We start from the raw sequence: 20,747 nt of genomic DNA, 5'->3' as shown, positions 1-20,747 counted from the left end.
GGGCGAGGGAACCTCCGGCCGGACAGGCGATGCGGGAACCCCCGGCCGCGCAGCGGGACCGGTCCCACGTCCGCGGCGGCGCCTGTGCCGGCCTTCTCCAACACCGCCGTCGGCCGGGCGGTTTGAGGCACGCAACGGCTGATCCCCCCGTGGCGCGGGCGGGGTGTGATCGGCAAGGATGCTGCGGATGCGGTCGGCGCGGCACGCCGTCCGCCACATCCGAACCCCTATGGAATGGAGCGCACCGATGACCTCTCCGGCCCCCCAGGACCTTGTCGTCACACAGGCGACCCTCGCCGACTGGGCCGTGGTCGGCGAGTGGGCGGCGGCGGAGGGCTGGAATCCGGGACTGTCCGACGGCCGGGCCTTCTTCGCCCAGGACCCCGACGGCTTCTTCCTCGGCCGGATCGAGGGAGAGCCCGTGTCGGCGATCTCCGTCGTCAACTACGGTGCCGACTACGCCTTCCTCGGCTTCTACCTGGTCCGTCCCGATCTGCGCGGCCACGGCCACGGCCTCACCACCTGGAAGACCGCCCTGGCCCACGCCGGAGACCGGGTCGTCGGCCTGGACGGAGTCGTCGACCAGCAGGAGAACTACCGCCGCTCCGGCTTCGAACTCGCCTACCGCACCATCCGGTTCACCGGCACGGCGCCCGAGACCGCGCCGCCCGCCGGAGTCCGCCCAGCCGGGCCCGGCGACCTGGCCGCCCTCACCGCCTACGACGGCGCCTGCACCCCGGCCGACCGGCCGCGTTTCCTCGCCGAGTGGCTGAGCGTCCCCGGCCACCGCGCGGTCGTCCGCCACGACGGCGACCGTCTCACCGGCTACGGCGTGATCCGGCCCGGCCGCGACAGCCTGCGCATCGGCCCCCTCTTCGCGGACACCGCCGAGGACGCCCGGGCCCTCTTCGCCGCGCTCACCGCCGATGTCGCCGGCCGCGAGGTGGCGATCGACGTCCCCGAACCGAACGCGGCCGGTGTCGCGCTGGCCGAAGAGGCCGGATTCAGCGCCTCGTTCGAGACGGCCCGCATGTACACCGGCCCGGTCCGCGACCACGCCACGGAGCGGGTGTTCGGCGTTTCCACGCTGGAACTCGGCTGACCCGGCGCACGTCAGCACGGGCGCCGGTCGACGCGCGCCTCGGTGGCCGTGAGCACCTCGCCGGACGGCCCGTCACCCGCCGCCGACGGCACGGCTGCCCGCTTCCCGTCGGCGGTCGTACCGGGCCGTACGGCCGGGAAGGCATGTCCGCGTCCGAGGGCGACCGTCGCCAGCGCCAGCACGGCGGGCGGCAGCGCCGTCCAGGGCAGCGCGCCCGGGCCCAGGGCGTCCAGCGCGAGACCGCCGCTCAGCGACCCCGCGGCGATCCCCGCGTTGTACACGGTGGTCTGCAGCGAGGTCGCCACGTCGGCGTCGGGCGGCCCCGAGACGTCGACCAGGGCGGTCTGGATCAGGGTCGGCGCCCCGCCGAAGGCCACCCCCCACAGGGCGACGGCGCCGAGCAGCAGCGCCCCGCCACCGGCGCCGGCCGGCAGCCACTCGGCCGCGGCGCCGAGCGCCGGCAGGACCGTCACGAACAGGGCCAGTGACACGAGCAGCGTGGGCCGCAGATGCCGGTCGACCAGTACGCCGGTCAGCCAGATCCCGGCCACCGTGGCGGTCCCGAACACGGCCAGCAGCAGCCCCGTACGGCCGTAGCCGGCGTGCGCGGCGAACGGGGCGACGTACGTGTACATCACCTGGTGCCCGAGCAGCAGGAACAGCGTCACGCACAGCACCGGGCGGATCCCGGGCCGCACGGCGACCCGCACGAGCGGCACGCGCGCGTGCGGGGGTTCGCCGGGGAATCCGGGCACCCGCAGGCGCACCCACACCACGAGCAGCACGGCCAGGGCGGCCAGTGCCCCGAAGGCGGCCCGCCAGCCCACAGCACCCGCCAGCGCCGTACCGGCGGGCACGCCCAGGGACAGGGCGAGGGTGATCCCGGCGAGCACGACCGCGATGGCCCGCCCGCGCCGCGCGGGGGGCACCATACGGGCCGCGTAGCCGGCGAGCATCGCCCACAGCGTGCCGCCCATGGCCCCGGCCAGCAGCCGGGCCGCGAAGGTGAGCGCATACGACGACGAGAGCGCGACCAGCGTGTTGCTGGCGGCGAATCCCAGCAGCGCACCGCACAGCACCGGCCGCCGTGGCAGGGAGCGCAGCGCCGTCGTGAGCGGGACGGCCGCCAGGAAGGAGGCCGCCGCGTACGCCGTGACGAGGAAGCCGATCCGGGACTCGGCGACTCCCAGCCGCGGTGCCATCGCGGGCAGCAGACCCGCCGGGAGGAGTTCGGTCAGTACGGCCGTGAAGGCGGCCGAGGACAGGGCGAGCAGCCCCGACCACGGCAGCCGACCGCCCTTGACCTGGGAAGACAGGGACATGCGACCATGGTCGAACCTTGACATCAGTGTGAAGGCAAGCGCGCACCCTGGAGGCGGGGATGAGGATCGGCGAACTGTCCCGGCGCACCGGCGTGCCCACCCGTCTGCTCCGCTACTACGAGGCACAGGGGCTGCTCCACCCCGAACGAGCCGACAACGGCTACCGCAGCTATGCCGAGTCCGCCGTCCCGGACGTCCAGCAGATCCGTGGCCTGCTGGACTCCGGCCTCACCACGGAGATGATCCGCGCGATCCTGCCGTACCTGTCCGGGCCCGGCGCACTGCATCCGCCCGCCGAGTGCGTCACCCCCCGGACGGCGGCCCTGCTGCAGGCGCACATCGACCGTATCCAGGCCCGCATCGACTGCCTGGCCCGCAACCGCGACCGGCTCACCGCCTACCTGTCCGTGGTGCAACCGGCCGGCGACCGTAGCGCCGTTGCCGGCTCCGGGCCAACGGCCGGCGACTGTGAACCCGTTGCCGGCCCAGGGCCAACGGCGGGCGACAGTAAAGCCGTTGCCCGCCCCGCGCGCGGATGATGGGGTGAGGCCATGGATCACGCCGCGGTGCTCGCCCGCTACGACCAGGACATGCGCGAAGGCGCCCGCCCCGACGGGCCGGGGGCCCGCATCGAGCGGAGCGGGGCCGTCGTCCGCCAGGTCGCCGGCGCGCACGACTGGAACGGCGTCGTGTGGTCCGCCCTGGACGGGGCGACCGCGGACCGGGCGATCGGCGAGCAGATCGCCTGCTTCACCGGCCTCGGCCTCGACTTCGAGTGGAAGCTGTACGGCCACGACGGGCCGGCGGACCTCGCCGGCCGGCTCACCGCCGCCGGATTCCGGGCCGAGCCCGGGGAGACGCTCATGATCGGCGAGGTGGGCGACCTCGCCCTGGACGCCGAGCCGCCCGCCGGGTTGCGCTTCGTGCGGGCCACCGACGCGGCCGGCGTCGACCTCGTCGTGGACGTGCACGAGAAGGCCTTCGGAACCGACGGCACCCGGCTGCGCCACCGGCTGCTCGCCCGGCTGGCCGCCGACCCCGGCACGGTCGTCGCCGTGGTGGCGCTCGACGGTGACGAGCCCGTCAGCGCCGCCCGTATGGAGCTGGTGCCCGGCACGCACTTCGCCGGGCTGTGGGGCGGCGGCACCGTCGAGGGCCGGCGCGGCCGGGGCATCTACCGCGCCCTGGTCGCCCACCGCGCCCGCGTGGCCGCCGCCCACGGCTACCGCTACCTCCAGGTCGACGCCTCACCCATGAGCCGCCCCATCCTGGAACGCCTCGGCTTCCACGCCCTCACCACCACGACGCCCTACCTGTACGGGAGTTGACCGCTGCCTCAGCGGCGCACCCGCGCCCGGTCCAGCGCGGCGATGCCCACCGCCGCCAGGGCGATCTGGATGAACCACTCGATCCAGTCGGGCCCCTTGGTGTCCGCGACCCCGAACCCGGCGGCGATCGCCGAGCCCAGCAGCGCCGCCACGATGCCGACGGCGATGGTCCACAGGACGCCGATGTGCTGCCGCCCGGGCACGGCCAGGCGGCCCAGTACACCGATGATGAGCCCGATGATGATGGCACTGATGATGCCTGAAATCTCCATGTCCACCCCTCTTCGTCGCGTTCCCCGCTGCTCTGCCATGTGCCCGCTGTAACCGGAGCCACTCCGTTCGGGTTATTTCCGGGAGTTTCTGTTCACCGGGCCGTCATGCCATGTACCTTTCAACCAGTCGACGCGTGTAGAACCCTCAAGCGGGCTCTACGCGCGCAGACTTGGCGCCCGCACAGCCTCTCCCCACCCCTCATGGAGGTTCGCCGGATGCTCGGATCGAGACGATCCCGCCGTAGATTCACCACTGCCCTGGCCGGACTCGGACTGCTCGTCACGTCGGCAGCCCTGCAGGTCGGCACCAGCGCAGCCCCCGCACACGCGGCCACCACGCACCGGATCCTGTTCGACAACGCCCACGCCGAGACGGCCGGCAACGCGGACTGGATCATCTCCACCAGCCAGCCCGACCCGCTCGGCCAGGACTCCTCCCCGTCCTCCGAGACCGACTGGACCGGCGCCCTGTCCTCCTGGGGCGTGGCCCTGCAGAAGGCCGGCGGCTACAGCCTGAAGACGCTGCCGTCGGGCTCCAGCCTCGGCTACGGCGGCTCGTCCGCCACCGACCTGTCGAACTTCGACACGCTGGTCCTGCCGGAGCCGAACACGCTGTTCACGGCCGCCGAGAAGACGGCGATCATGAACTTCGTGAAGAACGGCGGCGGCCTGTTCATGATCTCCGACCACACCGGAGCCGACCGCAACAACGACGGCGAGGACGCGGTCGAGATCCTCAACGACCTGATGTCGAACAACAGCGTCGACTCCACCGACCCGTTCGGCTTCTCCATCGACTCGCTCGACGTGTCGTCCGGCTACCCGGCCGCGATCAGCGACAGCACCAACCCTGTCCTGCACGGCTCCTTCGGCACCGTCACCAAGAGCCTGATCGCCGACGGCACGACGGCCACCCTCAAGCCCTCGGACAACTCCTCCGTCAAGGGCCTGGTGTACCGCAGCGGATCCTCCGGAAACACCGGCGCCTTCTTCCTGACGTCCACCTTCGGCAGCGGCCGCGTCGCCTTCTGGGGCGACAGCTCACCGATCGACGACGGCACCGGTCAGTCCGGCAACACCCTGTACGACGGCTGGAACGACTCCGGCGCCACCAACGCGGCCCTCGCCCTCAACGCCACCGCCTGGCTGGCCGGTTCCGGCAGCAGCGGCGGCGGCGGGGGTGGCGGCGGGGGCGGTACCTGCACCGCCGCCCAGCTCCTCGGCAACAACGGCTTCGAGTCCGGCAACGGCACCTGGAGCGCCACGAGCGGTGTCATCACCAGCTCCAGCGGTGAGCCGGCCCGTTCGGGCTCGTACTACGCCTGGCTCGACGGCAACGGAGCCGCCACCACCGACACCCTGTCCCAGTCGGTGACCATCCCGTCCGCCTGCACGAAGGCCACGCTCGCCTTCTACCTCCACATCGACACCGCCGAGACCACGACCAGCACGGCCTACGACACCCTCAAGGTCCAGGTGCTCAACGGCTCCGGCACCGTGCTCGGCACGCTCGCGACGTACTCGAACCTCAACGCAGCCCCCGGCTACACCCAGCGCAGCTTCGACCTCAGCGGCTACGCCGGGCAGACCGTCACCCTGAAGTTCACCGGCACCGAGGGATCCAAGCTCCAGACGTCCTTCGTCGTCGACGACACCGCGCTCAACGTCGGCTGAACCGTGCGGGGGCGGGCCGCCCGGCCCGCCCCCGCCGGTCTCAGGACGCCGGGACCGTCTGCTCCGCCGTGTTCCAGCCGGAGACCCGCACCTTCGGCGCCGAGCCGTGCAGATCGGCGGTCCGGTAGGTGGCGGTCAGCGTCACCGACTCGCCCGGCCACAGGCCGACCTCGTTGTCCGACCACCGCACCGGCAGCACCGGCCTGCCCTGTGCGTCGACCAGGTGGACGTCCGTGAACAGCGACGGCGTCTTCTTGTCGCCCGTGTTGCGCACGGTCACCGTCGTGGTCGACATGCCCCCGGACGACTCGGTCGACGCCGTCGCCGACACCGGCACCTGGGCCATCGAGGAGAGTCCCTTGAGGTCGGCGTACGCGGTCGTCGGCGTGTAGTACCAGTCGGTCTTCGCCCAGTCGAGCGTGTCGTCCTTGGTGGAGAGCCAGTACACGTTGCGGCTCACCTCCTTGCCGTCCGCACCGGTCAGGGTGAGGCGGAGCAGGTACGTGCCCGACAGTCCGCTCACCGACGACGGCAGGGTGAGCGCGGTGCCGTGCGCGCCGTCCCCGTTCACCGTCACCCCGGTGACGGCCTGGTCGTACTTCTGGGTGCCGTCGGGGTCGAACAGCGTGGCCCGCGCGGTGAGCCCGCCGGCGGAGGCGTGCCGGTTGTTCACGACGACGACCGAGCGGTTGTCGTAGGAGTACTGGACGTGCAGCGGCTCGTTCGCCTTCTTCGCGCCGAAGTAGGCGCCGCCCTGGTCCAGGTAGCGGTCCATCAGCTGCCAGTGCAGGGACGTCCAGCCGCTGTTGAACATCCAGTAGACGACCCCGGTGGCCGGCTTGTCGGAGTCGGTCGCGTTGCGCCCGTACGCCTCGTACTGGGCGCGCACGTTCTCGTACTGGGCGAGCTGGGCCTTGCGCACGTAGTCGGCGAGGCTCGTCGGGGCGCCGTAGCGGCCGGTGAGGGCGGCGTCGTAGATCTTGAGCGTGCCGAAGACGGGCGAGGGCGAGCGGTGGTACTGCTTGGCGTCCGGGTTCTTCCAGAGCGTGTCGAGCTCGGCGGGCGTCATCATCCGGCGCAGCGTGTCGAGGGTCGGGATGTCGGGCCCCGCGCTGGTCTCGGAGTTGAAGCCGGTCGCTCCGCCCTCGCGTTTGACGTACCAGTAGTCCGGCGGGACCCAGTCGTAGGGCCCGGTCATCTTCATGCCCGAACTGCCCAGCTGGGGCGATGACTTGTCGGAGGCCGCGGAGACCACGGGGGTGGGCCAGTCGGCGGCCTTCAGCGCGTCCAGGTAGTTCTTCTCGATCGTCGCGTCGGGCGCGAAGTCGCTGCCGATCAGGAAGGAGATCACGCTCGGGTGGTCGCGCAGCCGTGCCGCCTCGGCGGCCATGGAGGCCTTCGCGACCGGGTAGTCGGCGTCGCTCCACGGGTCCCCGGACTCGCCGCTCCCGTTGACCTGGCCCTCCCACTTGTCGCAGCACTCCCAGCCCGGCAGGGTGAGCACCCCGTAGCGGTCGGCGAGGTCGAAGAACTCGTCCGGTTCGATGTGGCCCTCCAGGCGGATGGTGTTCAGCCCGAGGTCGAGGGCGTACTTCAGCCGGTCCTCCACATAGCCCGGGTCCCAGCGCAGGAACTCGTCCGGGGACCAGCCACCGCCCTTGATCAGCAGCTTGCGGCCGTTGATCCGGTACTGGCGGGCGCCGTCGGAGTTCAAGGGCGCCTGCACATCGCGGATGCCGAAGCTCTCGTGGGCCGTGTCCGAGGCCGTGCCGGACACGGACGCGGTGAGGTCCAGGCTGTACAGCGGCTGCCCGCCCATGCCGGCCGGCCACCACACCTGCGGGGAGGTGAGGTGCAGGCCGGGGACGTCGGCGGGGGAGAAGGCGACCGTCTTCGTCTCGTGCGCGGCGAGCGTCACGGACGTGCTGAAGCTCGTCCCGGCGACGCTGCCGGTGATCTCGGCCGTGACCGCCGATCCGGAGTCGTTGCGGGCCTGCGCCTTGACGGTCAGGTCGGCGGTGGCGAGCGAGGGCACCGCCAGCTTCGTCACCACGTGCGCGTCGCGCAGGGCCACCGGACCGCCGCGGCGGACCAGGACGTCACGGACGATGCCCATGTTCCGGTCGGGCGGCGGCTGGAGCCAGTCGATCCAGCCCATGGTCAGGTTCTTGTTCGGGTCGTTGGGCTGGATGCGGAAGGCGACCGTGTTCGTGCCGGACCTCACCAGCGAGGTGACGTCCAGCTCGTGGCGGGTGTAGGCGCCGGTCACGTCCGCGGCCTTCGCCACCTGGCGCCCGTTGACGTAGACGTCGGCCGCCGAGACGACACCGCTGAAGTCGAGCAGGGTGCGGCGGGAGGTGTCCTGGACGGTGAAGTCCGAGCGGTACCACCAGGGGACCTCGAAGTCCGCCTTCGGGATCTTCTGCTGGTCGGTGGAGTGGAACGGATCGGGGTACCGCCCGTCGGCCAGCAGAGCACCCAGGACGGTGGAGCGGGGGCCGGCCGGGTACCAGCCGGCCGCCGGATAGCCGGGGGAGGAGATGTCCGCCGCGGAGTCCGTCACCTTCGCCGTGGACTGGATCGCGTACCCGTCGAGCGGGGTCGCGGATCCCGCCGCGGAGGGGACCCGGGTGACCGCGGCCGGCCCGTGCGGCGCCGGGCTCCGGTCCCGGGCTCCGGCCCAGGCGCCGGTGGTGAGCGTGCCGAGCAGGCCCAGGAGAGCGGCGGCGGTGACGAACCGGCGTCCGGGGGCGGGGCGAGGGAACACGGTGGTCTCCAGGCTCGTAAAGTTAGGAAACTTTACTAACCCGGCTCAAGGTAGGGGGCGTTGGGGACCGTGTCAACGACCGTGGCCGCCGTCGGTCCGGCATCGGACGCGAACAGCTCAGCCCTCGCCCGTCCTGCGCTCGAACACCAGGTCCCGCGCCGAGCCGAGCGCCGTCGCCACCGCGCCCAGCAGCACCGCGTCCTCGCCCAGCCGGCTCGGAGCGATCCTCGGCCGCAGCGGGGTCAGCGCACGCAACCGCTCGCCGACCGGCCGCAGCAGCAGGTCCACACTGTGGCCCACTCCGCCCCCCAGTACGACGAGGTCCGGATCGAGCACCGCGGTCGCCGCCGCCACGGTGTGCGCGATCCGCTCGCCCTCCAGCTCCACCGCCTGCACCGCGGCCGGATTGCCCTGCCGGGCGGCGTCGAACACGGCCTTCGCGGTGAGCTGCCCGCTCATCCCGAACCGCCGGGCGGCCTCCACCACGGCCACCCCCGACACCGCGTCCTCCAGCCGCTCCGGCCGCTGCCGCCCCGGCCAGGGCAGGAACCCGATCTCCCCGGCCAGCCCGTGCGCCCCCGTGAACAGCCGCCCCTCGCTCACCACGCCCATGCCGAGACCGGTGCCGATCAGTATGTACGCGAAGAGCCGGCTGCCCGCGCCGACGCCGTACGTGTACTCCCCGAGCGCGGCCAAATTGGCGTCGTTGTGCACCTCCAGCGGGACGCCCAGCTCCTCGCGCATCCGGTCGAAGAGCCCCGCGCGGCCCCACCCCGGCAGATGCATCGCGTACCGGACCCGCCGCTGCTTCTCGTCGTACACCCCGGGCGTGCCCACCACGCCGTGCACCACCTCGGCGAGGTCCACGCCCGAGTTGCCGATCACCTGGCGGGCCGTTCCCACGACCAGGTCGGCGAGCGCGGCGGAGGTGCGCGCGCGGTTGCGCACGTCGGCGCGCGCCACCACCGTGCCGTCCAGATCGACCACCGCCACCCGCAGCCACCCGCGGCCGATGTCCACCCCGAGCGCGTGTCCGGCGGCCGGGTCCGGGGCGTACAGCACGGCGGTACGTCCGCGCTCGGGGGCGTGGGTGCCGACCTCGTGGACCAGTCCGGCCGTCTCCAGCGAGGCCAGCGCGCTGGACACCGTGGGCTTCGACAGGCCGGTCTCGCGGGCCAGTTGGGCGCGCGAGGCCGAGCCGAGGGCGCGCAGCCGGTCCAGCAGCAGCCGCTCGTTCGTGCTCCGCAGACGTCGGCGGCTCCAGGGCTGGTCCTGCTGCGCTACGACGTCACCGGCGGTCATCGCACCATTCTCATCCATTCCCGGCGGATACTTGACGCCTCTAGTAAGGCTCCTTAACTTTATCGCCCAGTCAGCCCGGCCGGGCGGGCGGCAGCTGTGCACCCGGTCCATGCGCCCGTCGCGTCAGGAGTCCTCCATGTCCGGTAGTCCGCCACCTGCGGGTGGTTTTGTCCGCCGTGTCGGCCTGTTCCAGGCCACGGCCATCAACATGAGCCAGATGTGCGGCATCGGTCCGTTCGTGACGATCCCGCTGATGGTCGCCGCGTTCGGCGGCCCCCAGGCGGTCATCGGATTCGTCGCGGGCGCCGTGCTGGCGCTCTGCGACGGGCTGGTGTGGGCCGAGCTGGGCGCCGCCATGCCCGGCTCCGGTGGCAGTTACGTCTACCTCCGCCAGGCCTTCCAGTACCGCACCGGCCGTCTCATGCCGTTCCTGTTCGTGTGGACGGCGATGCTCTTCATCCCGCTCATCATGTCCACCGGAGTGGTCGGATTCGTCCAGTACCTGGGCTATCTCGCCCCCGGCCTGGGCCAGACCTCGGGCGATCTGACCGGCCTCGGCGTCATCGCCCTGGTCGTGCTCCTGCTGTGGCGCGGCATCGAGCACATCGCCCGCATCACCGCCGTGATGTGGACCGTGATGATCGCCTCGGTCCTCCTGGTGATCGTCGCCGCGGCCAGTGACTTCAGCCCGCACCTGGCCTTCACCTACCCCGCCGGCGCCTTCGACCTGACGAGCAACCACTTCTGGCTCGGCTTCGCCGCGGGCCTGACCATCGGCATCTACGACTACCTCGGCTACAACACCACCGCCTACATGGGCGCCGAGATCAAGGACCCCGGCCGGATCCTGCCGCGCTCCATCCTCCTCTCGATCGTCGGCATCATGGCGATCTACCTGCTGCTGCAGATCGGCACCCTCGGCGTCGTCGACTGGCACCGCATGACCGACCCGAACGACATCGCCTCCACCTCCGTGGCCTCCGCCGTGCTGGAGAAGACCTGGGGCAAGGGCGCCGCCGACACGGTCACCGTCCTCATCCTGATCACGGCCTTCGCCTCGGTCTTCACCGGCCTGCTCGGCGGCTCACGCGTGCCCTACGACGCCGCCCGCGACCGGGTCTTCTTCCGCCCGTACGGGAGGCTGCACCCCAAGCACCGCTTCCCGATGCTGGGCCTCGCCACCATGGGCGTGATCACCGCGATCGGGTTCCTGATCGGCCGCCACACCGACCTCGCCACCCTGATCCAACTGCTCACCACGGTGATGGTGATCGTCCAGGCGCTCGCCCAGATCCTCGCGCTCACGGTGCTGCGCAAGCGGCAGCCGACCCTGAGCCGCCCGTACCGCATGTGGCTCTACCCGCTGCCCAGCATCGTCGCCTTCGCCGGCTGGTGCGTGATCTACGGGTACGCCGACAAGAACTCCCCGGGCCGCCACCCCATCGAGTGGTCCCTGGCCTGGCTCGCCCTCGGCTGCGTGGCCTTCTGGATCTGGGCACGGCTGGAGAGGGTGTGGCCGTTCGGGCAGAAGGAGATCGCCGAGGAGTACCAGGTCCTCGAAGTGAGTTAGAATAACGGCCAGTTGTGCAGGCCTCCCCGGTCCGGACCCCGAGTCCGCCGGGGAGGCTTTGTGTATGACCGAATCATTTCCGGCGGACCTGATCGTCCGTCCCGCCACCCCCGAGGACCGGCCCACCGTGGAACGGCTGTGGCCGATGTTCCGCCACGACCTGTCCGAGTTCCGGGGCGCGCTGCCCGCTCCCGACGGCACCTTCCGCAGCGAGCGGGTCCAGTCCGCCTTCACCGAGCCCGGCTGGGCGCCGTACCTGATGACCTGCGGTGAGCGGCCCGTCGGCTTCGCCTTCGTGCGCGCGCTGGACGCTCCCGTGCGGGTGCTCAACAGCTTCTTCGTCGTCCGGGGAGCGCGCCGGCAGGGAGTGGGGCTGCGGGCCGTACGGCAGGTGCTGCTCCGGCATCCGGGGCCCTGGGAGATCGCGTTCCAGCACGACAACCCGGCCGCCGTGCGGTTCTGGCCGCGGGTGGCCCGTGACCTGGCTGGGGACGCCTGGACCCGAGAGCTCCGGCCGGTGCCCGACCGGCCGGAACTGCACCCGGATGTGTGGATCTCGTTCGCCGTGCGGTCCGACGCCTGATCCGCGCCGTGGGGCCTGCCCTCGTCGCGACTTCGACGCTACGGAGCGTGCTCAAGGCGGCCCATACGTCATGTAATAGGTATTTGTGGGGTTACCCAGAAAATGCCGCGCAGTTCGAGGCTCAACCAGTGAGTTCGTAGGTGAATCTGTCGCTGACTCCCCCTCTCCTTGACATGCAAGTAAGTGCCTGCATAACTTTGGGTGTGCGATCGGAGGATGACACCGGGATGGACAAGGTCTTCAAGGCGCTGGCCGACGACACACGCAGACGGCTTCTCGACCGGCTGCACGAACACAACGGCCAGACCCTGGGCGAGCTGTGCGAGCGCATCGACATGACCCGTCAGTCGGTGACCCAGCACCTGGCCGTCCTGGAGGCCGCCCATCTGGTCAGCACCGTGCGGCGGGGGCGGGAGAAGCTGCACTACCTCAACCCCGTGCCGCTCCACGAGATCCAGGAGCGGTGGATCGACAAGTTCGAGCGCCCGCGCCTGAGCGCGCTCGGCGCCGTGAAGCGACGAGCCGAGGAAGCCATGACCGACAAGCCGAGCTTTGTGTACGTCACCTACATCGCGAGCACGCCCGAGAAGGTCTGGGAAGCGCTCACCGACGCCGACCTGACCGCCGCCTACTGGGGGCACCGCAACGTCTCCGACTGGCAGCCCGGCTCCCGCTGGGAGCACGTCCGCACCGACGGTTCCGGCGTGGCCGACGTGGTCGGCCGGGTGGTCGAGACCGAGTACCCGACCCGGCTGGTGACCAGCTGGGCCGCGCCCGACCAGGAGGACCGCGAGGAGCGGCACTCCCGGGTCACCTTCGAGATCCGCCCCTACGAGGACATCGTCCGGCTGACCGTCACCCACGAGGACCTCAACGACGAGGGCGAGCGCGCCGACGTCTCCTACGGCTGGCCGGCGGTGCTCGCCAACCTCAAGTCGCTGCTGGAGACCGGCCGTACCATGCCGCAGGCGCCCTGGCAGGTGGCCGGCCGCTGAGTCGCGGACGCGGCGAGGCCGGTCTGCCCGGGCGGACCGGCCTCGCGTTTCTTCTTCGTGGCCTTCACTTCCTTCGCTGGGTCCTCCCTTCCTCGTGTCTTGTCCTTATGGCCTGGGGACGCTCTTCGCCGCCGTACCGGCGCACATCAGCCCGAGGACGAAGGCCAGTGCGCCGATGATGATGTTGTTGAGGATCACGCCGGTGTCCGGGCTGCTGCCCACCACCCATGGCGCGATGATCATCCAGACACCCATCGCGCAGATGGCCCAGCTGAGGCCGTACATCCGCTCGGGGGCCGTGGTGAACCCGAGCGCCAGCAGGCCTATCGCGATGCCCATGATCAGGTTGTGCGTCGCGAGCGCCGGCTGGCTCGTCGTGTAGTGCAGGATCCACGGAGATGCCGCGCAGTAGAGGCCGAGCAGGAACACCGGCCCGTCCACCAGCGCCACATCGCGACCGCCGAGCATGCGGGCGTACCGCGCCCGCATTTCGGAGATATCGGGGTGGGTCGCCATGTCACCCCTGTGCGAGACGTTGGCCATACTCGTCTCCTTCATGACTGTCAGGCCTGACCGCGTCTGGTGCGGTATGCGGTAAGCGCCGCTTCTACGCATTCTGCTCTTATTTCTTCTTTATGTGTAGAGCTGGGAGATCCCCTGGCCGACGCCGGTCGGGCCGCGGTGGCGGGGGAGCGTGACAGGGTGTCCAGGCCGAAGCGGCGGGGACGCGTGCATGCACCGTCGGCGGTCCGCCGTCAGTTCCTCGCCTCGCGCACCGCATCGTTTCCGGAGGGAGAATCGCTGCGAGTGCCCCGGGCGTCGGCTCGGCCGTCCTGCGGCCGGGTATCCGTCGGGCCGTTCCGCGCCTCGGGCTCCAGCCGGCGCCGCAACTCCTGCAGTCCGCGGCGGGCGTGACTCTTGACCGTGCCCAGCGGCCATCCCGTGCGCGCCGCGATCTGAGTCTGGGTCAGGTCCTCGTAGAAGGCCAGTCGCAGCACGTGCCGCTGCGCCGCCGGAAGCCGGTCCAGCTCACCCCGGACGAGCACGCGGTCGAGGGCGGCCTCGGCCTGTTCGGTCCCGGCAGCGGCCCGCACCAGGGCCGAACCGGCGGCCGTGACCAGGCTCCCGCGCCGAGCCCGGGCGGAGAGCGCGTCGGCGATCTTGCGGCGGGTGATGCCGACGATCCAGCCGCCGAGCGGGCCGCGCTCGGGCCGGTAGCCGTGCCGCCCCCGCCACATGCCGAGGAACACCTGCTGGGTGACGTCCTCGGACTCGCCCGCGTCCCCCAGCGAACGCCACGCCAGCGTGTACACCAGGGCGGAGAAGCGGCGGTAGGCCGCCGCGAGGCAGGCGTCGTCACCCGCGGCCAGCCCGTGTCCGAGCCGGTCGTCGCCGAACGACTCCTCGGCGGGCGCCCACAGCGGCGTCGGCGCGCACGGATTCCGGGCACCCGCGGCGGGGGCGAGGACGGTGACCGGATACGGCGTCATGACCACGGCTCCTGACATGCGGCGGGATCCGCCCGGCCCGTCCCGGCCGGCGGCCACCGGGGCTCGCGTCGGCCTCCAAGGTCCGCGCGGTGTCTCCCGGTGCCGTCATCGTGTGCGCCCTAGGACAAAGCCCTCAACTTGCATCGATTCTGCGTCGTATAGTCCGTCCATGGGTGCGTACGAAGCCGAAGAGGAACCCATCGGCGGGACGGAGCCGGAACCCATCGGCGGGGCGGAGCCGGAACCCGTCGGCGGGGCGGAACCGGTCCCGCCGGTCACCGGCGCCGGGCCGGGCACCCACGCGCGGCAGGCCACCGGCGCCGGGTCGGCCATGGGCGCCGGGCTGACCACCGGCGCCGGGTCGGCCACGGACGCCGGGCTGACCACCGGCGCCCTGGCCCGTCGGCTGGGCGTGTCGCCCACCACGCTGCGCTCCTGGGACCGCCGGTACGGCATCGGTCCGGCGGTGCGCGCGGACGGCCGGCACCGGCGCTGGACGCCCCGGGACGTGGCACTGCTGGAGACGATGTGCCGGCTCACCTCGGCCGGTGTGCCGCCCGCCGAAGCGGCCCGCGCCGCCCTGGAGGGCGCGGACGCCCCCGGGGGTACGGCCGACGTGGCGCCCCGGCGGCGACCGCCCGCCGCTTCGGTGCGCTCCCGCGCGGCCGGCACGCTGCCCCTGGGCGATGTGCGTCAGGAGTGCCGGGGGCTGGCCCGCGCCGCGGTGCGGCTCGACGCCGCCGCCCTGGACGAGCGACTGGAGACCGCGGTGGCCGATCACGGCCTGGACGTGGCCTGGCAGGAGGTGATGGTGCCGACCCTGCACGCCGTGGGACGCAAGTGGGCGTCGTCGGGGGACCGTTACGTCGAGGTGGAACACCTGTTGTCCTGGCATGTCTCCACCACGCTGCGCCGGTACGCCCGGCCGCCCGCCGCCGCGGACGACACCACCGGCGTCGGCCCCGTGCTCCTGGCCTGCGTGCCCGGTGAACAGCACACCCTGCCGCTCGAGGCGCTGCACGCCGGGCTGAGCGAACTGCGCGTGCCCACCCGGATGTTCGGTGCCGCGGTGCCCGCCGAAGCGCTCACCTCCGCGGTGCGAAGGCTGGGCCCGGCCGCGGTGGTGCTGTGGGCGCAGGCCCGTTCCTCGGCCAGCCCGCCGCTGGCCCGGCACATCGCCGCCACCGGGTGGGGCATCAAGGGTGCGCGCAGGCAACCGTCGGTGCTGCTGGGCGGCCCCGGCTGGGCCGGGCGGCCGATCCCGGGGACGGCGCGCCCCACGAGCCTGCGCGAGGCACTCGACACGCTGGACGGCATCCATCGGGCCACCCTGCGGCACTCGGCTCGCTGACTCGGGCGGTAGTGCGGTGCGGGGCGGTCGCCCGGGAGACGGTGCTGGACGGCGTCCTCCGTGTCACCCTGCGGCACGCGGCCTGTTGACTCGGGCGGTAGTGCGGTGCGGGGCGGTCGCCCGGGAGACGGTGCGGGGTGACCAGGGGCGGTGTTCCTCAGTCGTCTCGGCCGCGAGCACGCCTGAAGCGTTCCAGGCCCTCGGGCAGGCCGATGAGCGGGTCCGGGTAGTCGACCGAGGCCCGGTCCGGGCCCTGGAGCTTCCACGGCTCGTGCACCGAAGGGCCCTCCAGCGGCTCCAGTTCGGGCACCCAGCGGCGCACGTAGGTGCCGTCGGGGTCGTAGCGCTTGGCCTGGGTGACGGGGTTGAGGACCCGGTTGGGGCGGGTGTCGGTGCCCGTCCCGGCCATCCACTGCCAGTTGAGCTGATTGTTGGCGACGTCCCCGTCGACCAGGAGGTCCAGGAAGTGCCGGGCGCCCACCCGCCAGTCGACGTAGAGCGTCTTGGCCAGGAAGCTCGCGGCCAGCAGCCGGCCCCGGTTGTGCATCCAGCCCTCGTACCGCAGCTGGCGCATCGCGGCGTCGACGATCGGATAGCCGGTGCGGCCCTCCCGCCACGCCTCGATGTCCTCCCATGCCGTCCGCTCGGTCCGCCAGCGGTCGTGCTTGGTGCGGTAGTCGGCGACGGCCAGGGCGGGGCGTGCCGCCAGCACCTGGCGGTGGAAGTCGCGCCAGGCGAGCTGCCGTACGAAGGCGTCGGCGCCCGGACCGCCCGCCGCCCGGGACCGGTGGACCAGCTCGACGGCGGAGAGCGTGCCGAAGTGCAGATGCGCGGAGAGCCGCGAGGTCGCGTCGCCGGCCAGGTCGTCGTGCCGGTCCTCATAGGCCGCGATGCCACGGCGCAGCCAGGCGCTGAAGCGTGTGCGGCCCTCCGCCTCCCCGCCCTCGGCCAGTCCCTCGGACACGCCCCGCAGCCCGGCACGGGACGGGAGCCCCTCGGACCCGACGCCGTCCGGCACCCGGATCGTGCGCGGTGCGCCGAGCGGGTCGCGCAGCCGCTGCCGCGACCACTGCCGGAAGTACGGCGTGAACACCGCGAAGTGGTCCGAGGAGGCCGGTGTCACCTCCCCGGGCGCGAGCGCGGTGGTCACGGTGTCGTGGACGTGCAGCCGACGCCCGTCGGCCTCCAGGGCCCGGCGCAGCCGCTGCTCCCGGCGCTGCGCGTACGCGCTGACGTCGGCGGCCATGTGCACCTCGTCCGCGTCCGCCTCGGTGACCGCCTTGCACACCTCCTCGACCACGTCCCCGGAGCGGACCACGAGCCGCCCGCCGCGCCGGCGCAGCCCCGAGTCCAGATCGCGCAGGCAGTCGGCGAGGAACGCCAGCCGGTTCGGCGCGGCGAACCCGGCCGCCTCCACTCCGCGGTCGCGCACGAACAGCGGGACCACGTGCCGGGCGCCGTCCAGCGCGGCCCGCAGCGGCGGGTGGTCGTGCAGACGCAGGTCGGCGGTGAACAGGACGACCGAGACGTTCATGGTGCGGCTCCGGGGCGAGACGTGGTGGACGGTGTACTGCTTCCGCCCCGCGGGGCCCGGTGGATGCGGGACGTCAACGCACGGACATGCGTTCCCCCTTCCGGGAGAGCCCGGTCCCGGCCGCGGCGCGCGCGATGTTGCGTGCCATCCCGCCGAACACCACCGCGTGGAACGGGGAGATCCCCCACCAGTAGGCCTGGCCGAGCAGCCCGCGCGGATGGAACAGGGCGCGCTGCCGGTACCGGCAGCGCCCGGCACCGTCCCGCTCCGCGCACATCTCCAGCCAGGCCAGCCCCGGCAGCCGCATCTCCGCCCGCAGCCGCAGCAGACGCCCCGGCTCGATCTCCTCCACCCGCCAGAAGTCCAGCGAGTCGCCGACCCGCAGCCGCTGCGCGTCCCGGCGCCCACGGCGCAGCCCGACACCGCCCACCAGCCGGTCCAGCCAGCCGCGCACCGCCCAGGCGAGCGGGAAGGAGTACCAGCCGTTCTCGCCGCCGACGCCCTCGATGACCCGCCACAGTGCCTCGGGCGCGGCGTCCACCTCGGTCTCCCGCAGGTCCGTGTACAGGCTGCCGCCCGCCCAGTCCGGGTCGGTGGGCAGCGGGTCGCTGGGCGCGCCGGGTACCGCCGCCGACGACCAGCGGGTGGAGACCTGGGCGTCCCGTACGCGCTGCAGGGCCAGCCGTACGGCCTCCTCGAACGGGAACGGATGTCCCGGCGGACTCGGCACGTACCGCTCGATGTCGTGCTCGGCGCAGACCACCTCGTGGCGCAGCGACTCGGTCAGCGGCCGCGCGATGGAGGCGGGGACCGGGGTGACGAGGCCGACCCACCGACTGGAGAGTCCGGGCGTGAGGACGGGCACGGGCAGGATGAGCCGGCGGGGCAGGTTCGCCACCACCGCGTACCCCACCATCATGTCCCGGTACGTCAGGACGTCCGGCCCTCCGACGTCGAAGGCGCGGTTCACGTCCGCCGGCATGCCCGCGGCGGCGACCAGGATCCGCAGCACGTCCCGTACGGCGATGGGCTGGATGCGGGTGTGCACCCAGCTCGGGGTGACCATCACGGGCAGCCGCTCGGTGAGATAGCGCAGCATCTCGAAGGAGACCGAGCCGGACCCGATGATCACCGCCGCGCGCAGCACCGTGGTGGGCACGCCCGAGTCCAGCAGGATGCGGCCGACCTCGGCGCGGGAGCGCAGATGCGGCGACAGCTCCCGCTCGGGCACGCCCCCGGGGGTGAGTCCGCCCAGGTAGACGATGCGGCGTACGCCGGCCGCCCGGGCCTGTGCGCCGAAGATCCGGGCCGCCCTGCGGTCGGTCTCCTCGAAGTCGTCGCCCGTGCCGAGGGCGTGCACGAGGTAGTAGGCCACGTCGACGCCCCGCATGGCCCCGGCCACGGACTTCGCGTCGGTGACGTCCCCGCGCACCGCCTCGACCTCGCCCGCCCAGGGGTGGTCGCGCAGTTTGCCGGGGGAGCGGGCGAGGCAGCGTACCCGGTGGCCGGCGTCGAGCAGCTCCGGGACGAGTCGGCCTCCGATGTACCCCGTGCCGCCCGTCACCAGGCAGAGCGAGCGGCTCTGGGTGTCGTCACCGGACATCGGTTCCCGCCCTTCGGTCGTCGGTGGGGGTGCGTGCCGAGTGCCCCTCGTGGATCACTTCCACACGGGCACGCCGTACGGATGCGGAATCCCCGGGGAAACCGGCATCCCGCCCGCCGCGCCCGCCGCCCGCCGCCCGCCGCCCGCCGTCCGCCGCCCGCCGTCCGCCGTCCGCCGTCCGGCGGAGCTCGGGCCGGGCCGGCCGGCGAGCGCTTCCAGGTGCGAACGCGCTGGTGGTCACCTCGTGTGCTTGTGACGGCCGGCCTGCGACAAGCCGACAGCTTGCACGTCGCCTTCCCGTAGGCGCACAGCAGCATGAGCAATGACGAGGGCTACCCGGTGGAGTCGGTGCTGGACGGGAGGGACGACACCTACTTCCAGCCGCACAACGCGCTTCTGGCGGGAGTGGGGGTCAGGATGGATATGAAAGGCGTCGTTCGCATCGCGAGAGTTGGGGCGAGCCGCCCGCGCAGGTCGCACAGAAGGTCGCCCGGATCAGGGAACTGGCCGCGCGGCATGGCCGTACCCCGCGCTTCGGCATCCGGCTGCACGTCATCACCCGGGACACCGCCGAGCAGGCCTGGGCCGAGGCGAACCGCCTGCTCGACGGCTTCGACGCGGAAACCGTGCGCTCCGTCCAGGCGGGCCTGGCCCGCAGCGAGTCCGAGGGCCAGCAGGGCATGCTCGCCCTGCACGGCGGCAGCCGGGACGGCCTGGAGATCCACCGCAACCTCTGGGCCGGCATCGGGCTGGTGCGCGGCGGCGCGGGTACGGCGCTGGTCGGCAGCCATGACGAGGTCGCCGAGCGGATCAAGGAGTATCACGCCCTCGGAATAGACGAGTTCGTGTTCTCCGGCTATCCGCATCTGGAGGAGGCGTACTGGTTCGGCGAGGGCGTCCTGCCCCGGCTGGCCGCGCAGGGGCTGTGGCGGCATCCCGACGACGCGGGGTCCGCTCCCGCGGCCCGGGTGCCGTTCACGAGCTGACCATCCGCTCACGAACGATTCCCGGAACACCGCCCTTCGCCGATGGCGTCAGGACGAGTTCCGGAAGCGGTCGGACGGCCGGGGCCGCCCGCGGCGAGCCGTTTCGCACTTCCTCCCGGCTTCCTCCCTGCTTCTTCCCGGCTGCCTCCCGGAGCGGACCGCTGGCGAGAAGTGCCGCGGTCAGCGCACGAGGGGAAGGAAGATCGTGTCGACGATCTCTTCGAGGACGCGGTCGGGCGCGGGAGCGAAGGTCGTGAGGATCTCGTGGCGCAGCAGGTCGAAGGGGAGGGACTTGATGCGTTCGGAGAGGCGTTCCGGTGTGATCTCGCCACGGGCGACGGCGCGGTCGAAGAGCAGGTCGGCGGTGTTCTCGCCGTCCGTGGCGAGGAGGTCACCGGGGCTCGTGCCCGTCTCCTGGTGGTAGCCGGCCAGGTGCGCGCTCATGACGGTGACGAACTGGGCGCGAGTGGCGTTGATCGTCCGCATGAGGGTGAGGACGTCCTCGCGCAGGCTCCCGGTGTCGGGGAGGTCGACCCGGGACTGCTCCAGGACGTGGGCGATGGCCGCCCGGACCAGCTCTTCGCGGCCGGACCAGCGGCGGTAGAGCACGGGCGGGCTGGTGCCGGCGCGCCGGACGACGGCGTCCATGGTGAACCTGGCGTAGCCGTGGGCCGTGAGTTCTTCCCAGGCCGCATCGAGAAGCGCCTTCTCCAGTGCCGCTCCGCGGCGCCGCTCAGGCATCCCCACCTCCATTGAATAGACTTGCCTATCTTATATCGGCACCCTACCCTGATGGCCGCAAGATACGACTCTGTATCTTAAGGCGGTTCTCCGTAGGCGCTCCCCATGAGGCTGGTGGTCGCGCCGG

At 72.3% G+C, this 20,747-nt stretch carries 16 protein-coding genes and 2 pseudogenes; 9 read left to right on the top strand and 9 right to left on the bottom strand.

The window, feature by feature from the left end:
• Positions 1–247 precede the first annotated feature (247 nt).
• A complete protein-coding gene (locus tag ACZ7P3_RS34500) occupies positions 248–1,102 on the top strand; it encodes a GNAT family N-acetyltransferase (RefSeq protein ID WP_472087737.1) in 855 nt (284 codons plus the stop codon).
• Positions 1,103–1,113: 11 nt separating this feature from the next.
• Here ACZ7P3_RS34500 and ACZ7P3_RS34495 read toward each other — a convergent pair whose 3' ends face one another.
• On the bottom strand, positions 1,114–2,424 hold the full coding sequence (locus ACZ7P3_RS34495) for an MFS transporter (RefSeq protein WP_472087735.1): 1,311 nt from the start codon (positions 2,422–2,424) through the stop codon (positions 1,114–1,116).
• A gap of 59 nt (positions 2,425–2,483) precedes the next feature.
• Between ACZ7P3_RS34495 and ACZ7P3_RS34490 the strand changes: the two are divergent.
• Both ACZ7P3_RS34490 and ACZ7P3_RS34485 read left to right on the top strand, forming a co-directional pair.
• Positions 2,484–2,849 (top strand): annotated as a pseudogene (locus ACZ7P3_RS34490) (MerR family transcriptional regulator); the annotation flags it as partial.
• 126 nt (positions 2,850–2,975) lie between these two features.
• Complete coding sequence (locus tag ACZ7P3_RS34485; RefSeq protein WP_472087733.1) at positions 2,976–3,752, top strand: GNAT family N-acetyltransferase; 777 nt, start codon at positions 2,976–2,978, stop codon at positions 3,750–3,752.
• An 8-nt stretch (positions 3,753–3,760) separates the two neighbouring features.
• Here the strand turns inward: ACZ7P3_RS34485 and ACZ7P3_RS34480 are convergent, their stop codons facing one another.
• Positions 3,761–4,024 carry a GlsB/YeaQ/YmgE family stress response membrane protein gene (locus ACZ7P3_RS34480; protein ID WP_472087732.1) on the bottom strand — a complete coding sequence of 88 codons (264 nt, stop codon included), beginning with the start codon at positions 4,022–4,024 and terminating at the stop codon, positions 3,761–3,763.
• A gap of 216 nt (positions 4,025–4,240) precedes the next feature.
• Between ACZ7P3_RS34480 and ACZ7P3_RS34475 the strand changes: the two genes are divergently transcribed.
• Positions 4,241–5,698 (top strand): hydrolase, encoded by a 1,458-nt coding sequence (locus ACZ7P3_RS34475; protein WP_472087730.1) that lies wholly within the window; start codon positions 4,241–4,243, stop codon positions 5,696–5,698.
• Between the two features lie 40 nt (positions 5,699–5,738).
• On the opposite strand, the gene ACZ7P3_RS34470 is transcribed toward ACZ7P3_RS34475, so the two are convergent.
• A complete protein-coding gene (locus ACZ7P3_RS34470) occupies positions 5,739–8,465 on the bottom strand; it encodes a glycoside hydrolase family 2 protein (protein WP_472087728.1) in 2,727 nt (908 codons plus the stop codon).
• Positions 8,466–8,582: 117 nt separating this feature from the next.
• Positions 8,583–9,767 (bottom strand): ROK family transcriptional regulator, encoded by a 1,185-nt coding sequence (locus ACZ7P3_RS34465; RefSeq protein ID WP_472087727.1) that lies wholly within the window; start codon positions 9,765–9,767, stop codon positions 8,583–8,585.
• A 136-nt stretch (positions 9,768–9,903) separates the two neighbouring features.
• Here ACZ7P3_RS34465 and ACZ7P3_RS34460 point away from each other — a divergent pair, with 136 nt between their 5' ends.
• From ACZ7P3_RS34460 to ACZ7P3_RS34450, 3 genes are all read left to right on the top strand, one after another.
• On the top strand, positions 9,904–11,337 hold the full coding sequence (locus ACZ7P3_RS34460; protein ID WP_472087726.1) for an APC family permease: 1,434 nt from the start codon (positions 9,904–9,906) through the stop codon (positions 11,335–11,337).
• A gap of 64 nt (positions 11,338–11,401) precedes the next feature.
• Positions 11,402–11,920 (top strand): GNAT family N-acetyltransferase, encoded by a 519-nt coding sequence (locus ACZ7P3_RS34455; protein ID WP_472087725.1) that lies wholly within the window; start codon positions 11,402–11,404, stop codon positions 11,918–11,920.
• A gap of 227 nt (positions 11,921–12,147) precedes the next feature.
• Positions 12,148–12,915, top strand: a complete 768-nt coding sequence (locus ACZ7P3_RS34450; protein ID WP_472087724.1) for an ArsR/SmtB family transcription factor — start codon at positions 12,148–12,150, stop codon at positions 12,913–12,915.
• Between the two features lie 105 nt (positions 12,916–13,020).
• Here ACZ7P3_RS34450 and ACZ7P3_RS34445 read toward each other — a convergent pair whose 3' ends face one another.
• Complete coding sequence (locus ACZ7P3_RS34445; RefSeq protein ID WP_472087723.1) at positions 13,021–13,458, bottom strand: SPW repeat protein; 438 nt, start codon at positions 13,456–13,458, stop codon at positions 13,021–13,023.
• A 212-nt stretch (positions 13,459–13,670) separates the two neighbouring features.
• Complete coding sequence (locus ACZ7P3_RS34440; RefSeq protein ID WP_472087721.1) at positions 13,671–14,405, bottom strand: sigma-70 family RNA polymerase sigma factor; 735 nt, start codon at positions 14,403–14,405, stop codon at positions 13,671–13,673.
• A 331-nt stretch (positions 14,406–14,736) separates the two neighbouring features.
• On the opposite strand from ACZ7P3_RS34440, the gene ACZ7P3_RS34435 reads away from it, so the two are divergent.
• Positions 14,737–15,756 (top strand): MerR family transcriptional regulator, encoded by a 1,020-nt coding sequence (locus tag ACZ7P3_RS34435; protein WP_472087872.1) that lies wholly within the window; start codon positions 14,737–14,739, stop codon positions 15,754–15,756.
• 157 nt (positions 15,757–15,913) lie between these two features.
• Here the strand turns inward: ACZ7P3_RS34435 and ACZ7P3_RS34430 are convergent, their stop codons facing one another.
• Both ACZ7P3_RS34430 and ACZ7P3_RS34425 read right to left on the bottom strand, forming a co-directional pair.
• A complete protein-coding gene (locus ACZ7P3_RS34430) occupies positions 15,914–17,290 on the bottom strand; it encodes a cryptochrome/photolyase family protein (protein ID WP_472087720.1) in 1,377 nt (458 codons plus the stop codon).
• A 73-nt stretch (positions 17,291–17,363) separates the two neighbouring features.
• Entirely contained in the window at positions 17,364–18,893 is a 1,530-nt protein-coding gene (locus ACZ7P3_RS34425; RefSeq protein ID WP_472087718.1) for an SDR family oxidoreductase, read from the bottom strand.
• A gap of 449 nt (positions 18,894–19,342) precedes the next feature.
• On the opposite strand from ACZ7P3_RS34425, the pseudogene ACZ7P3_RS34420 reads away from it, so the two are divergent.
• Positions 19,343–19,879 (top strand): annotated as a pseudogene (locus tag ACZ7P3_RS34420) (LLM class flavin-dependent oxidoreductase); the annotation flags it as partial.
• Positions 19,880–20,059: 180 nt separating this feature from the next.
• On the opposite strand, the gene ACZ7P3_RS34415 reads toward ACZ7P3_RS34420, so the two are convergent.
• Positions 20,060–20,620: a TetR/AcrR family transcriptional regulator gene (locus ACZ7P3_RS34415; RefSeq protein WP_472087717.1), complete on the bottom strand. Its 561-nt coding sequence runs from the start codon at positions 20,618–20,620 to the stop codon at positions 20,060–20,062.
• Positions 20,621–20,747 lie beyond the last annotated feature (127 nt).

It is taken from the genome of Streptomyces sp. NPDC107581, from assembly GCF_055657175.1.
The sequence above is the reverse complement of the archived record's forward strand: the minus strand, read 5'-3'. Positions and strand labels throughout refer to the sequence as shown.